The organism is Streptomyces sp. NPDC057565, assembly GCF_042801455.1.
Lineage (GTDB): Bacteria > Actinomycetota > Actinomycetes > Streptomycetales > Streptomycetaceae > Streptomyces > Streptomyces yanii.
In genome coordinates, this window is sequence record NZ_JBHVFU010000003.1 from 265,337 (window position 1) to 278,665 (window position 13,329).

Sequence of the window (13,329 nt, forward strand, 5' to 3'; positions counted from 1 at the left end):
GCTGCAAAGCACCGCACAAGCGGATCAATGGGAGTGGGTGGCATGGGTCACTGGTTCGATCAGAACTTTGTCGAGCCGGGGAAGCTGCCCCTGCTTCTCGCCCTGGCCGCCTTTGTGCTGACCTTCGCCATCACCCGTCTCATCACCCGGATGATCAGGGCCGGGAAGGGGCCCTTCCGCAACATCACGCCCGGGGGGGTCCACGTCCACCATGTGGTGCCCGGTGTGGTGCTGACGGTGATCGGCGGCTTCGGCGCGGTATCCAGCGGACGGTACGGCGTCGCGGCGGGCGTCTGCGCGGTGATCTTCGGGACGGGCGCGGGGCTGGTGCTGGACGAGTTCGCCCTGATCCTCCATCTCGATGACGTGTACTGGTCCGAACAGGGGCGCCAGAGCGTCGAGGTCGTCGTCCTCACCGCGGCGCTCGTCCTGCTCCTCCTCGGCGGCTTCTCGCCGCTCGGGGTGAACGAACTGACCAGTGATCAGCAACAGGGCCGGCTCGGCATCGTCCTGACCCTGCTGATCAACTTCTGCTTCGTGCTGATCGCCCTGTTCAAGGGCAAGGCGCGGATGGCGGTGCTCGGCACCCTGGTGCCGTTCGTCGCTCTGTTCGGGGCGATCCGGCTGGCCCGGCCGACGTCGATGTGGGCGAAGAGGTTCTACCGCAACCGGCACCGCGCCCGTTCCAAGGCGGTGCTGCGCGCGTACCACCACGACCGGCGCTGGGCGGGGCCGCGCCGCAGGTTTCAGGACCTCATCGGCGGAGCGCCGGACCGGGGCCGCGTTCCCACGCCCAAGTCCTGATCGCGACGGACGGGCGGTTGCCGACGCCGGTCGTACCGGGCGGTGAAGCCGCACAGGATCAGCACCGCGGCGATCGCCGCCAGATGCTCCTTGCCCGCCAGATTGTTCCTGAGGAGCACCTCGACGACCATCGCCGCGATCACCACCGCCCCGGTGAACCACGCCCGGTAGGCGTGGCACACATAGATCGCGAGCCCCACGACTGCCGCCGACGGTCCCGTGTCGACGACCTGCGCGTCGGATGCCGGCAGCCCGAACAGCCCGTCGGGGCCGACCGCGACGCCGGTCCGTGCGTACAGCGTCCCGGCCAGCGTGGCGACGTACGCGATGAGCAGCGTGCGCCGCCGCCCGAGACAGATCTCGGCGACCCCGAACACCACGAGCACCTGCGCCAGCGCACCCCACACCGGCAGATCGAGCGCGGGCACGAACAGCGACAGCGGGGTACGCAGCAGGGCGGTCCACAGCGGGTCCTCGGCCCGCACCGAGCCGAGGACCTGTACCGGAAGGAAGCCCCACGGCTGGTTCTGCACCGCCTGGAGCAGCGCCGTCAGACCGACCGCGGCCGGCGTCATGGGGGCCGCCCGCAGCCGGGAGCGGGCGAGCGCCCCGCGTACGGTCGAGAGCAGCGGTGCCCACTCGCGTCGGGCGACCGTGCGCAGCGCCGCCAGCGGTCTCATCTATGGGTTCCCAGGTGCGAGCGGTGCAGCCACTTGGGCAGCCCGGGCGCCTCCAGGAACCCTTCGGCGCGGCCCGCGGCGATGCCGATGCGCAGCAGGTCGGAGCTCTTCTCGAAGAGCATGAAACGCGGCTCCCAGATCGGTCGGTACTTGGCGTTGGCGCGGTAGAGCGACTCGATCTGCCACCAGCGCGAGAAGAAGCTGAGCAGCGAGCGCCACAGCCTCAGCACCGGTCCCGCGCCCAGCCGCGACCCCCTCTCGAAGACCGACCTGAACATCGCGAAGTTGAGCGACACCTGCGTGATCCCGATCTGTTCGGCACGCTGGAGGAGTTCGATGACCATGAACTCCATCAGACCGTTCTCGGCGTCCCGGTCACGGCGCATCAGGTCCAGCGAGAGACCGTTCGGGCCCCAGGGAACGAAGCTCAGTACGGCTCGCAATTCGCCGGGGCCGCCCGTTCCTTCGCCCTGCCCCTTCTCCGTGGAGTCACGGCATTCGAGCATCACGCACCGGCCGTCCGCCGGATCGCCGAGCCGCCCCAGCGCCATCGAGAAGCCGCGCTCGGTCTCCCCGTCGCGCCAGTCGTCGGCGCGCCGCAGCAGTTCGGCCATCTCCTCGTCGGGGATGTCGCAGTGGCGCCGGATGGTGACCTCGTACCCGGCACGCCTGATCCGGTTGTACGCCTGGCGGACGGTCCGCATCGCCCGCCCTTCGAGGGTGAACTCGGCGGTCTCCACGATTGCCTCGTCGCCGAGTTCCAGCGCGTCGAGCCCGTGCCGGGCGTAGACCGTGCCGCCCTCCTCGCTCACCCCCATCACCGCCGGGATCCAGCCGTGCTCGCGGGCCTCGGCCAGCCATGGTTCGATCGCGCCGGGCCAGGCCTCCGGGTCGCCGATCGGGTCACCGGAGGCGAGCGAGACGCCGCCGACCACCCGGTAGGTGACGGCCGCCTTCCCGGTCGGCGACCAGATGACGCTCTTCTCCCGGCGCAGCGCGAAGTAGCCGAGCGAGTCGCGTTCGCCGTGCTTTTCCAGGAGGGCGCGGAGCCGGTCCTCGTCCTGTTGGGTGATCGGGTCGACGGCCCGGCGGGAGCGGAACGCCACGTACACGACGGCGATCAGCAGCAGCGTGGAGAGGATGTTGATGACGACATTGACCCAGCCGGGCACGGTGATGCCGGGGAAGCGGGCTTCGTCGGTCGCCACCGAGATCAGCCGCAGCGCGCCGTAGCGCCAGCGGTCGAGGAAGGTCGACCGGTACTCGTCGTGCGCCGTGTTCGTGACGGTGACCAGCAGGGTGGCGATCAGCGAGGTGACCAGCAGCCCGCCGACGGCGACCACGGCCGCCAGCTTCGCGTTGGACCGGTCGCCCTTCGCGTAGAACTCCCGCCGGCCCAGGATCAGTGCCACGACGAACGCGGCTGTCAGCGCCAGGGAGATCCAGTTCTGCGGGTACCGCCGGATCTCGGGAAAGAGGATCACGAAGGCGAAGAGCAGGAGCAGGAGGCCGCTCAGCACGATGTTGACGATCCAGGCGGCGCGCTTGCGGCGTCGCATGGTGATCGCGAGGAAGAGGGCGACCACTCCGGAGGAGAAGCCCGCGGTGAGGAGATAGGGCGTGAAGTAGTTCTCGGTGTTGTGCCGACGCAGGTCCTGACCGAGCGTGACCCAGACGGCGCTCAGGAAATTGATGAACGACACGATGCGCAGATACCAGATGGTGAATGCCGCACTGCGTCGTGAGCGGACGGTGCTCCGCCGGGCGTCCTGGCTGACCAATCGGACCTCTCCCATGAAAAGCGATCATATGGTGCATCGCGCCCCATGGGGAGGCCTGCTGCGGCCGGTGTCCGGTGGTCGGCGGCCGCAGCGCAGCAGGGTCCGTCAGTCGTCGTCCGTGTCGGTCTTCGAGGCGTCGTCCTCGTCGGCCGGCACCCGCTCGGGCAGCTCCGCCGCCAGCGCGGCGGCGGCCTGCACGAGCGGAAGCGCCAGCAGCGCCCCGCTCCCCTCGCCCACGATGACGCCGTGGTCCAGCAGCGGGTTGAGCGCCATCCGGTCCAGCGCCTTCGTCTGTGCCGGCTCGCCGCTCACCTGGCCGGCCAGCCACCAATCCGGCGCCCGGAAGGCGGCCCGCTGAGCGACCAGCGCGCACGCCGACGAGACCACGCCGTCCAGGATCACCGGCAGCCTGCGCACCGCGCACTGCAGCAGGAACCCCGTCGTCGCCGCCAGGTCCGCGCCGCCGACCGTGGCCAGCAGCTCCAGCTGGTCGCCGAGGACCGGCCGGGCCCGCCGCAGCGAGTCCCGGATCGCCGCGCACTTGCGCATCCAGGCGAGATCGTCGATACCCGCGCCGCCGCGCCCGGTGACCACGGAGGCGTCCGTGCCGCACAGGGCCGCGATCAGGGTGGCCGCCGCCGTGGTGCCACCGACGCTCAGATCACCGAGCACCACCAGATCGGTGCCCGAGTCGGCCTCCTCGTCGGCGATCGCGATGCCCAGACGTACCGCCTGCTCGGCCTCCTCGGCCGTCAGGGCGTCCTCGATGTCGATCCGGCCGCTGCCGCGCCGCACCCGGTGACGTACGACCGACTCGGGCAGCAGCTCCGGCTCGCAGTCCAGGCCGGCGTCGACGATCCGCACCGGTACGGAGAACTGGCGGGCCAGCACGGCCAGCGGCGTCGCGCCCTCCAGCGTGGCCCGGACCAGCTCGTGCGCGGTCCCGGCCGCGCGGCCGGAGACACCGAGCTCGGCCACCCCGTGATCACCGGCGAAGAGCACCACGCGCGGCTGCAGGATCGGCTTGACCGGCACGGCCTGCTGGGCGGCCGAGAGCCACTCGCCCAGCTCGTCGAGCCGGCCGAGGGCGCCCGGGGGCACGATCTGCCGCTCCCGGCGTTCCTCGGCGTCGCGCCGTACCCCGCCGTCGGGGCGTTCGATCAGGTCGGAGAAGTCGTCCAGATTCACGGGGGTCTGCCTCGCGGGTCGTTACGTGGTGTGGGCCGGTGAGCCCGGCGGCGGGCTCACTGCGGAACAGTACCTGCCACGATTCTGACGCATCATCAGTGCGGCGGCCGGCCCCTCAGGTGCCGAAGCGCAGCAGCGTCATCGCAGGGGTCAGCGTCCGCAGCCCCGGCGTCAGATGCTGGAGCCGGATCAGTTCTCCCATCGCGCCCCGCCCCCGCGGCAGCCCCAGCGCGCGCACCTCGGTGATGTTCGGATGCGCACTGCGCAGCTTCTTCCGCTCGCCCGGGTTCATCGCCCAGTGCATCGGCGGGACGGTCATGGAGCCGACCTTCGACTTCCCGGCCACCGTCCCCTTCGCCGGCCGGCGCGCCATCGAGTCCAGGACGAGCACCCCGCCCGGCAGCCGTTCGGCGCAGGTCGCCAGGATCTTCCGTACCACCCAGGGCTGCAGATACATCAGCAGCCCCTGTGTCGTGACGATCACGCCCCGGCCCGCAGGGTCCTCGATCTCGTCCAGCCAGGAGAGATCGGTCGCCGAGCGGGAGAGCGTCCGCAGCCGGTTCGAGGAGGGCAGCAGCATCCGGCGCAACGCTGCCACCTGGGGCAACTCCACACTCAGCCAGCTGAGCCGCCCGTTGTCGACCCGCCAGAAGCCGGTTTCCAGCCCGTCGCCGAGCGCGACGACGGTGGCCTCCGGATGCCCGCGCAAATAGCCCTGCACCGTCAGGTCGAAGCAGCGTGAGCGCAGCGCCTGCGCCTGCGAGTGGAAGGCGTTCGGCCGCCCGAAGCGCTCCTCGAAGGGGTAGTCGAGGTCCGCCATGAGCTGCAGCGCCATGGGATCGTCGATGACGGGATAGAGCTGCCCCGCCTCGTACGCCCGGTTGTAGAGCGTCCAGAGCAGGGTCTCCGGAACGCCTTCCAGCATCGGCCTCACCCGTGCCATGTCCGCTCCCTTCCTGCTGCTGATCCTGTTGCGATGCGGGTCAGCCGCGTAGCGTCAGCGCCTGACCGGCCACCACCAGCAGCACGTGCTCGCACTCGTCGGCGAACGCGGAGTTGAGCCGCCCCAGCTCGTCCCGGAACCGCCGACCGGCGGCGGTTCCGGGCACCACGCCCGAGCCGACCTCGTTGGTCACGGTGACGACCGTACGCCGCGTCCCGCGCACCGCGCCGACCAGTTCGGAGACCCGCTCCCGCAGCGCACTCTCGCCGCCGTCCGCCCACGCCGCGTCGTCCCAGGCGTTCACCCGGTCCATCGCGTCCGTCAGCCACAGAGACAGGCAGTCGATCAGCAGCGGCGGCCCGTCCGACTTCAGCAGGTCCACCAGCTCACAGGTCTCCTCGGTGCGCCAGGCCGTCGGTCTGCGATCCCGGTGCAGCCCGACCCGGGCCATCCACTCCGCGTCGCCTTCGCGGCCGCCGCCGGTCGCCACATACACCACCTCGGGGAAGGTCTCCAGCCGCCGCTCGGCCTCCACCGACTTCCCGGACCGCGCCCCGCCCGTCACCAGTGTTCGCCGCGGGACATCCGGTACGACGTGGTACTCGCCGACCACCAGTGTCGTCCCGTCCGGCACGGTCCGGGCGCCGGCCGCCGCGAGGCGCCGGTCCAGTTCGGGGCCGATGGGCGCGTCATGGTCCAGATGAACGGCGATGACCTCGGTGGCCGGCCCGATCGCTTCGACGGCCCGCAGCCTGGCCATTGCGTCCGGGCGTCCGGTCACATCACCGACCACCATGTCGTACGGCTCCGCCACCCGGTCCGTGAGACCGGCGGGGGCCGCGCCCGGCGGCATGTACAGCAGCCGCGCGCCCTCCGGGGACGTCACCTCGTACCCGGTCCCCGGCGAGTCCATCGGCACCGCCCGGATCCGGTGCCCGCTGATCAGCGTCAGCACCTGCCCGTCCGGCACCCGTCCGGCCGGAGGCAGCCCGGCGGGCAGCTCCACGGCGGGCCCGTCGTGCGGATGGCTGAGCAGCACCTGCCGTACGCCGGTCAGTGAATGACCCGCACGTGCGGCGGCGAACACGGCCCCCGGGGTGAGATCGAGCAGCACCGCGCCGTCGACCAGCAGTGCGGTCGCGGCGCGCGCCCACACCCCGCGGGCGGTGGCGCAGGCGGCGCACGGACATTCGGGGCGCGGCAGCCCGTCGGGGGCTCCGGTGCCGAGCAGTGTCAGTTCCACGCTCCGATCCTCCCGCGTCCCCGCACCGACTGCGCGACCAACCTCATGGATCTCGGTCCGAAAGGCCCCAGGCACTAGGCTGCGGGCAGCAACGCGACCCAGGAGGCGGACATGGCGTGGACGTGGCGGTTCGAGAAGTCCGACGGTACGGAGACGGAGCCGGCCCTGCAGCCGGAGGAATTCACGACCCAGGGCGATGCGGAGTCATGGATCGGTGAGTTCTGGAAGGAACTTCTGGACGGCGGGGCGGACCAGGTGACCCTCTTCGAGGACGCGACGAAGATCTACGGCCCGATGAGTCTCCAGGCCGACCAGGGCTGACCGCCGATACGGGCGCACGAAGGCCCCGGGCGCCGTTCCTCGGCATCCGGGGCCTTTGCGTGGCAGCGGTCAGATCTCGCCCAGAGTGACGACCGCAGTATTCTCCACGCCGTTGCGCAGATATGTCACCTTGACCTTCTCGCCAGGCTTCTTGCCGGCCAGCGTCTCGGCCAGCGCCGTCATCGTCGTGATCCGTGTGTCGTCGATCTTCGTGACGATGTCGCCGACCCGCAGTCCGGCCTTGTCCGCGCCTCCGCCAGAGGTGACGGTGACCAGCGCGATTCCGAACGGCTGGTAGTTGTCGTCGACGACTGTGCGGCCGGTGATGTTCAGCGCCGCCCGGCCCGAGTCGGTGACCTTGCCGTACTTGATGATCTGGTCGGCCACTGTCTTCACCATCGAGACGGGGATCGCGAACCCGATGCCGGGTGCCGCGCCGTTCATCTGCGGATCCGTCGCCGCCAGCGTAGGAATGCCGATCACCTCACTGTTCAGGTTCACCAGCGCACCGCCGCTGTTGCCCGGGTTGATCGCCGCCGAGGTCTGCACCATGTTCGCTATGGTCGCCCCCGTGCCACCTTCCTCCCGGCTCTCGCTGACGGTCCGGCCGACGGCCGACACGATGCCCTGGGTGACGCTGCTGGACAGTCCGAGCGGCGAACCCATCGCCAGCACTATCTGACCGACCTCGACCTTCTCCGAGTTGCCGAACTTCGCCGCCTTCAGCCCGCTCGGTACTTTGTCGAGCTTGATGACGGCCAGGTCCTGCTCCGGATAGGTGGCGACCAGCGAGGCGTCCAGCTCCTTCTCGCCGGTGGCGACGGTGACCTTGAATGTCTTCTCCTGGCCGACCACATGGGCATTGGTGACGATATGGCCCTTGTCGTCGTAGACGATGCCGGATCCGAGACTGTCGGCGGCTTGGATCTGTACCACGGAGGGCAGCACGTTCTTGATGACGGTCTGGTACTCGGCCTGCAGATCACCTGAGGCCCGGGAAGTCGTATGCGGCGAGGCCGACTTCGTGGCATCGGCGCTGGCCGAGTCCGAGTCCGAGCAGCCGGACACCAGGGCTATGGCACAGACACCTGCGGTCAGAGGCAGCAGCAGCCGGTAAAGACGGCCGCGCGAGTGGAAAGCATCCATGTCTGAATCATTACTTTTAACCCCATTGGCGGCCTGTTGGGCTCGGCCGATCGGGTGAAGCCCGCTCCCCGTCCGCCCCTCAATCGTCCCCGGGGATTTCCGGCGGATCACGGCCGGGGCCGCGCCGGCCTGCGCGGCATCTCGCGGCGCTGCCGATATGTCGGAACAGCTCGCTACCTGGATGCTCCGGCGCCCTGCGACGCACCGCGCCGGGCGCCGTGAACTGTCCGGCCCTCTTCCTGACGCCCGCTAGCCGCGCACCCCGCACAGATGCAGCAGCGCGGCAACCCGGCGGTACGGATCCGTCCGTCCGGCCCGGTCCTCCGCGGCCAGCACCCGGTCGAGTTCCGCCGCGGCCGGCAGCTCCACGTCATTGCCCACCTGGTCCGTGAAGATCCGCACCCCGTACCAGGCGTGCAACGGCGCCGCGATCCCGGCGAGCGTGGCCGTGAGGGCGTCCAGCCGGTCGGCGCGGACCGTCAGGCCCAGCCGGTTGGTGTACGTGTCCGTGTCGAACGCGGCCAGTGCCGTGTCCCAGTCCCCGGCGGTGCCCGGCCGCATCGCCAGCGCGTCGCCGTTCCGTACGAGCAGCGAGAGCAGCCCGCCGGGCGCCAGCATCCGGGCCAGTCCGGCCAGCAGGGCGTCCGGCTCCCGGACGTACATCAGCACGCCGTGGCAGAGCACCACGTCGAAGCTGCCCGGCAGGAAGTGCACACCCGTGTCCAGGCCGTCGCCCTCGATCAGCCGGACCCGCTCCCGGATGCCCGCGGGCTCGGCCCCGAGCGCCTCGCGGGCGACCCTCAGCATCTCGGCGTCGGACTCCAGACCGGTCACCGTGTGGCCGGCCCGGGCCAGCCGCAGCGCCTGCGTGCCCTGTCCCATGCCGACATCGAGAACCCGCAGCCGCTGACCGACCGGGAAGCGCGCGGCTATCTGCTCGTCGAGCTGCCGGGCGACGAGCTCCTGGCGGACGGTGTTGCGCAGCCTGCCGAGCCCTCTGAGCCACGCCGAAGAGGCCCCGGTGAACCCGTAGTCCCTGGAGTCCCTGAGGGCGGCATCGCCCGGCAGGCCCGCGGACGGACCGCCGACCGAGTCGGAAAGCTCCGTACTCAGGGCCGCTCTCCGCGCTTGACCTGCGGCTTCGGCAGACGGAGCCGACGCATCTGAAGCGTACGCATCAGGCCGTAGGCGACCGCGCCGCGCTTCGGCGTATCGGGGAAGCGGGCGTTCAGCTGCTTCTTCAGCCGGAACGTGAGACCGATCGAGTCGATGACGATCAGCACGATCACGCCGAGCCAGAGCAGCAGCGAGATGCTCTGGATGTTCCGCACCTGGATCACGCTGAGGATCAGGATGATCACCGCGAGCGGCAGGAAGAACTCCGCGATGCAGAAGCGCGAGTCCACGAAGTCGCGGACGAAGCGCCGCACCGGACCCTTGTCACGGGCCGGCAGGTAGCGCTCGTCACCACTGGCGAGCGCCTCGCGCTGCTTGGCCAGGTCCACCCGGCGCGCTTCGCGCTGGCGTCTCATGGCCTCCTTGCGGTCGAGCGGCGCGCCACTGGAGGCACGACGGCGCTGCGACTGGGCATCGCTGCGCTTGGGGGTGGGGCGACCTTTGGGGGCCTGCGGGTCGCGGGGCTGCGTGGAGAGGTCCGCCGTCACCTTGGTGGCGGGGGCCTTCTCATCCTTCGAACGGCTACGGAACACAAAACCCAAGGGTACGGGGTCGGCCGCGACGACCCCAGCCCGGTCGGGAACGATCCGGCAACGGCCTACGTCCTTCCAGGTGTCCCGAGAGGCGCAGATCGGACGTTGCCACCGGTTTCCCCGAGGGCCGCCTACTCCCTGGGCCGGAGCGGTAACCGGGGGCAGTCGTCCTTGGGGAGGAGCACATCCGTGCTCGAACAGTGCGGTAATAGAGACAGGGCCCGTACTGTGGGTTCTGTTGGAGTGCTGGAGCCCAGTCCGTCAGAAGGGGGCGCGCGAAGCCCATGAGCGGTGTCATGAAGCGTATGGGGATGATCTTCCGCGCGAAGGCAAACAAGGCCCTTGACCGGGCCGAGGATCCGCGCGAGACCCTCGATTACTCGTACCAGAAGCAGCTGGAGCTGCTTCAGAAGGTGCGCCGCGGTGTCGCCGATGTGGCGACCTCGCGCAAGCGCCTGGAGCTGCAGCTGAACCAGCTGCAGGGCCAGACGTCCAAGCTGGAGGACCAGGGCCGCAAGGCGCTCGCGCTCGGCCGCGAGGACCTGGCCCGCGAGGCGCTGTCCCGGCGCGCCGCACTCCAGCAGCAGGTCACCGACCTGGAGACACAGCACGCGACGCTGCAGGGTGAGGAGGAGAAGCTCACTCTCGCGGCCCAGCGGCTGCAGGCCAAGGTCGACGCCTTCCGTACGAAGAAGGAGACCATCAAGGCCACCTACACCGCGGCCCAGGCGCAGACCCGGATCGGCGAGGCGTTCTCCGGGATCTCCGAGGAGATGGGCGACGTCGGCCTGGCGATCCAGCGGGCCGAGGACAAGACCCAGCAGCTGCAGGCGCGTGCCGGTGCGATCGACGAGCTGCTCGCCTCCGGCGCTCTGGACGACCCGACCGGGACGGCGAAGGACGACATCGCCGCCGAGCTGGACCGGATCTCCGGTGGTACGGATGTGGAGCTGGAGCTGCAGCGGATGAAGGCCGAACTGGCCGGCGGCTCCGCCCCGCAGCAGGCCATCGAGGGCGGCTCGCAGGACGCCGCCCAGCAGCAGTCCTCGCAGTCCCCGCACAGGTTCGACAAGCAGTAAGGCGGACGTCATGATCGTTCGGATCATGGGGGAGGGCCAGGTAGTCCTGGCCGACAGCCATCTCGCCGAGCTCAACAAGCTCGACGACGAACTGCTCGCCGAGATGGAGAGCGGCGACGGCCCGGGCTTCCGCGCCACGCTCCAGGCGCTCCTCGCCGCGGTGCGCGAGTTCGGCACGCCTGTGCCGGACGACTCCCTGGAGCCGTCCGAACTGATCCTGCCGTCGCCCGACGCCACCCTCGAAGAGGTGCGCGACATGCTCCGCGACGAGGGTCTGATCCCCGGCTGACGCCGGTTGCTCCAGCACCCGCACACACGCACTGTGCCCCGTGTCCGGTCCGCCGGTCACGGGGCACAGTTCTGCCCGGATTGCCACGCTCTGCGTACGGCCCCTGCCGCGGGTGGACCGTATCCGTGCGCGACACGCCGTACCGTAGCTTGACGTGACCACCCTCGGAACCGGGTTCCTGCGCGTCCGGCGCTGGCTGCGCGACCATCCCCTCGCGTTCGACGGTGCGCTCGCCGTGGCCGTACTCGTCGCGATGATCGTCGGGTCGTTCGCGGACCCGAACGCCCCGAACGGGCCCAGCTTCGGCACCTGCACGCCCGAGGCGGGCAGCGTGGTCCTGATGGTGCTCGCCGCCGCCGTGCTCGTCCTGCGGCGGCGCAACCCCATGGCGGTGCTGGCCGCCACCGGTGGGTTGTCCATCGTCGAGTTCGTGCTGGTGGACCCGCCCGCCCCGGTGGTCATGAGCGCGGTCATCGCGCTCTACACGGTCGCCGCATCCACCGACCGGCCCACCACCTGGCGGGTCGGCCTGCTGACCATGGCCGTGCTGACGGCGTCCGCGATGGCCTTCGGCGCGTCCCCCTGGTACAGCCAGGAGAACCTCGGGGTCTTCGCCTGGACCGGCATGGCGGGCGCCGCCGGGGATGCCCTCCGCTCCCGGCGGGCGTTCGTCGACGCGATCAGGGAACGCGCCGAACGCGCCGAGCGCACCCGCGAGGAGGAGGCCCGGCGGCGGGTCGCCGAGGAACGGCTGCGGATCGCCCGTGATCTCCACGATGTCGTCGCCCACCACATCGCCCTGGTCAATGTGCAGGCCGGGGTCGCCGCCCACGTCATGGACAAGCGCCCCGACCAGGCCAAGGAGGCGCTCGCCCATGTCCGGGAGGCCAGCCGCTCCGCACTCAACGAACTCCGCGCCACGGTCGGGCTGCTGCGCCAGTCCGGCGATCCGGAGGCGCCGACCGAACCGGCACCCGGTCTCGCGGTCCTCGACGAACTCGTGGAGACGGTCCGGCGCGCCGGGCTCCCGGTCCAGGTGGCCTGCGTCGACCGCAGGCCCCCGCTGCCCGCGGCCGTCGATCTGGCCGCGTACCGGGTGATCCAGGAAGCGCTGACCAATGTGCGCAAGCACGCGGGCCCCGGGGCGAAGGCCGAGGTCAGTGTCGTACGGGTCGGGGGGACGGCCGAGGTCACGGTCCTCGACAACGGCACGGGCAGCCCCGAGGGTGCGGGCGCCGGGGCCGACGGCGGCGGCCACGGGCTGCTCGGTATGCGCGAGCGCGTCACCGCCCTGGGGGGCATCCTCACGGCCGGGCCCCGCTACGGCGGCGGATTCAGGGTTCATGCGATCCTGCCGCTCAAGGCCCGCACGGGAGAGCCGGGGACGCCGGGCATGGCGGGCCGGACGGGGGAAGGCACATGACACCACCACCCATCAGGGTCCTGCTCGTCGACGACCAGGCGTTGCTGCGCAGCGCGTTCCGGGTCCTGGTCGACTCGGAGCCCGACATGCAGGTCGTCGGCGAGGCGGCCGACGGAGCGGAGGCCGTGGCGCTGACCCGCTCGACGCGCGCCGATGTGGTGCTGATGGACATCCGGATGCCCGGCACGGACGGACTGGCCGCGACCCGGATGATCAGCGCCGACCCGGAGCTGGCGGACGTACGGGTCGTCATGCTCACCACCTTCGAGGTCGACGAATACGTGGTGCAGTCGCTGAGGGCCGGCGCCTCAGGCTTCCTCGGCAAGGGCGCCGAACCGGACGAACTGCTCAATGCCATCCGTATCGCCGCGGGTGGCGAGGCGCTCCTCTCGCCGGCCGCCACCAAGGGACTGATCGCCACCTTCCTTGCGCAGGGCGGCAGTTCGGGCGATGAGGGGCCGAGCGCCGCAGAGTACTCCGAGCGGCTCGATGCGCTCACCGGTCGCGAACGAGAGGTGCTGGTCCTCGTCGGAGGCGGGCACTCCAACGACGAGATCGCCGAGCGTCTCGTCGTCAGCCCACTCACCGTCAAGACCCATGTGAACCGGGCCATGGCGAAACTGGGCGCCCGCGATCGGGCCCAATTGGTGGTTTTTGCGTACGAATCGGGCCTGGTGCGCCCGCGGGCGGAGTGAAGGGTGGAGAAGCGGCGTACTCCACCTG

The 13,329-nt window shown here is 70.6% G+C and carries 14 protein-coding genes; 6 read left to right on the plus strand and 8 right to left on the minus strand.

The window, feature by feature from the left end:
- Nucleotides 1-42: 42 nt before the first annotated feature.
- Nucleotides 43-804 (plus strand): hypothetical protein, encoded by a 762-nt coding sequence (locus ACFU8W_RS08430; protein ID WP_384033588.1) that lies wholly within the window; start codon nt 43-45, stop codon nt 802-804.
- Here the strand turns inward: ACFU8W_RS08430 and ACFU8W_RS08435 are convergent.
- The 5 genes from ACFU8W_RS08435 to ACFU8W_RS08455 form a co-directional block, all read right to left on the minus strand.
- Nucleotides 747-1,484: a hypothetical protein gene (locus tag ACFU8W_RS08435; protein ID WP_384033591.1), complete on the minus strand. Its 738-nt coding sequence runs from the start codon at nt 1,482-1,484 to the stop codon at nt 747-749. The genes ACFU8W_RS08430 and ACFU8W_RS08435 overlap by 58 nt on opposite strands.
- Nucleotides 1,481-3,280 (minus strand): phosphatidylglycerol lysyltransferase domain-containing protein, encoded by a 1,800-nt coding sequence (locus ACFU8W_RS08440; RefSeq protein ID WP_384033594.1) that lies wholly within the window; start codon nt 3,278-3,280, stop codon nt 1,481-1,483. The genes ACFU8W_RS08435 and ACFU8W_RS08440 overlap by 4 nt, the downstream gene beginning before the upstream one ends.
- Before the next feature lie 90 nt (nt 3,281-3,370).
- Nucleotides 3,371-4,453 carry a nicotinate-nucleotide--dimethylbenzimidazole phosphoribosyltransferase gene (cobT, locus tag ACFU8W_RS08445; RefSeq protein ID WP_345515620.1) on the minus strand — a complete coding sequence of 361 codons (1,083 nt, stop codon included), beginning with the start codon at nt 4,451-4,453 and terminating at the stop codon, nt 3,371-3,373.
- A 115-nt stretch (nt 4,454-4,568) separates the two neighbouring features.
- On the minus strand, nt 4,569-5,396 hold the full coding sequence (locus ACFU8W_RS08450; RefSeq protein WP_384033599.1) for a class I SAM-dependent methyltransferase: 828 nt from the start codon (nt 5,394-5,396) through the stop codon (nt 4,569-4,571).
- Between the two features lie 40 nt (nt 5,397-5,436).
- Nucleotides 5,437-6,639: a bifunctional adenosylcobinamide kinase/adenosylcobinamide-phosphate guanylyltransferase gene (locus tag ACFU8W_RS08455; protein WP_384033602.1), complete on the minus strand. Its 1,203-nt coding sequence runs from the start codon at nt 6,637-6,639 to the stop codon at nt 5,437-5,439.
- A gap of 111 nt (nt 6,640-6,750) precedes the next feature.
- On the opposite strand from ACFU8W_RS08455, the gene ACFU8W_RS08460 reads away from it, so the two are divergent.
- Nucleotides 6,751-6,960, plus strand: coding sequence for a hypothetical protein (locus ACFU8W_RS08460; RefSeq protein ID WP_030933634.1), 210 nt, complete (start codon nt 6,751-6,753; stop codon nt 6,958-6,960).
- Between the two features lie 69 nt (nt 6,961-7,029).
- Here ACFU8W_RS08460 and ACFU8W_RS08465 read toward each other — a convergent pair whose 3' ends face one another.
- From ACFU8W_RS08465 to ACFU8W_RS08475, 3 genes are all read right to left on the minus strand, one after another.
- The gene (locus ACFU8W_RS08465; protein ID WP_384033606.1) at nt 7,030-8,106 is read right to left on the minus strand and encodes a S1C family serine protease; all 1,077 of its coding nucleotides are present in this window, start codon (nt 8,104-8,106) and stop codon (nt 7,030-7,032) included.
- 249 nt (nt 8,107-8,355) lie between these two features.
- Nucleotides 8,356-9,090 carry a class I SAM-dependent methyltransferase gene (locus ACFU8W_RS08470; protein WP_384034281.1) on the minus strand — a complete coding sequence of 245 codons (735 nt, stop codon included), beginning with the start codon at nt 9,088-9,090 and terminating at the stop codon, nt 8,356-8,358.
- Between the two features lie 125 nt (nt 9,091-9,215).
- Nucleotides 9,216-9,815 (minus strand): DUF3043 domain-containing protein, encoded by a 600-nt coding sequence (locus tag ACFU8W_RS08475; RefSeq protein ID WP_384033609.1) that lies wholly within the window; start codon nt 9,813-9,815, stop codon nt 9,216-9,218.
- Between the two features lie 296 nt (nt 9,816-10,111).
- Here ACFU8W_RS08475 and ACFU8W_RS08480 point away from each other — a divergent pair, with 296 nt between their 5' ends.
- The 4 genes from ACFU8W_RS08480 (at nt 10,112) to ACFU8W_RS08495 (ending at nt 13,301) form a co-directional block, all read left to right on the plus strand.
- Complete coding sequence (locus ACFU8W_RS08480; protein WP_384033612.1) at nt 10,112-10,894, plus strand: PspA/IM30 family protein; 783 nt, start codon at nt 10,112-10,114, stop codon at nt 10,892-10,894.
- A gap of 10 nt (nt 10,895-10,904) precedes the next feature.
- Complete coding sequence (locus tag ACFU8W_RS08485) at nt 10,905-11,183, plus strand: hypothetical protein (RefSeq protein ID WP_345515627.1); 279 nt, start codon at nt 10,905-10,907, stop codon at nt 11,181-11,183.
- A gap of 154 nt (nt 11,184-11,337) precedes the next feature.
- The gene (locus ACFU8W_RS08490; RefSeq protein WP_384033616.1) at nt 11,338-12,606 is read left to right on the plus strand and encodes a sensor histidine kinase; all 1,269 of its coding nucleotides are present in this window, start codon (nt 11,338-11,340) and stop codon (nt 12,604-12,606) included.
- Complete coding sequence (locus ACFU8W_RS08495) at nt 12,603-13,301, plus strand: response regulator transcription factor (protein ID WP_345515629.1); 699 nt, start codon at nt 12,603-12,605, stop codon at nt 13,299-13,301. The genes ACFU8W_RS08490 and ACFU8W_RS08495 overlap by 4 nt, the downstream gene beginning before the upstream one ends.
- Nucleotides 13,302-13,329 lie beyond the last annotated feature (28 nt).

Excerpts from the sequence above, each read along its gene's own strand:
- ACFU8W_RS08480 (WP_384033612.1), top strand. The coding sequence starts at position 10,112 with ATGAAGCGTATGGGGATGATCTTCCGCGCGAAGGCAAACAAGGCCCTT.
- ACFU8W_RS08450 (WP_384033599.1), bottom strand. The coding sequence starts at position 5,396 with ATGGCACGGGTGAGGCCGATGCTGGAAGGCGTTCCGGAGACCCTGCTC.
- ACFU8W_RS08440 (WP_384033594.1), bottom strand. The coding sequence starts at position 3,280 with ATGGGAGAGGTCCGATTGGTCAGCCAGGACGCCCGGCGGAGCACCGTC.
- ACFU8W_RS08495 (WP_345515629.1), top strand. The coding sequence starts at position 12,603 with ATGACACCACCACCCATCAGGGTCCTGCTCGTCGACGACCAGGCGTTG.
- ACFU8W_RS08485 (WP_345515627.1), top strand. The coding sequence starts at position 10,905 with ATGATCGTTCGGATCATGGGGGAGGGCCAGGTAGTCCTGGCCGACAGC.
- ACFU8W_RS08460 (WP_030933634.1), top strand. The coding sequence starts at position 6,751 with ATGGCGTGGACGTGGCGGTTCGAGAAGTCCGACGGTACGGAGACGGAG.
- ACFU8W_RS08465 (WP_384033606.1), bottom strand. The coding sequence starts at position 8,106 with ATGGATGCTTTCCACTCGCGCGGCCGTCTTTACCGGCTGCTGCTGCCT.
- ACFU8W_RS08430 (WP_384033588.1), top strand. The coding sequence starts at position 43 with ATGGGTCACTGGTTCGATCAGAACTTTGTCGAGCCGGGGAAGCTGCCC.
- ACFU8W_RS08435 (WP_384033591.1), bottom strand. The coding sequence starts at position 1,484 with ATGAGACCGCTGGCGGCGCTGCGCACGGTCGCCCGACGCGAGTGGGCA.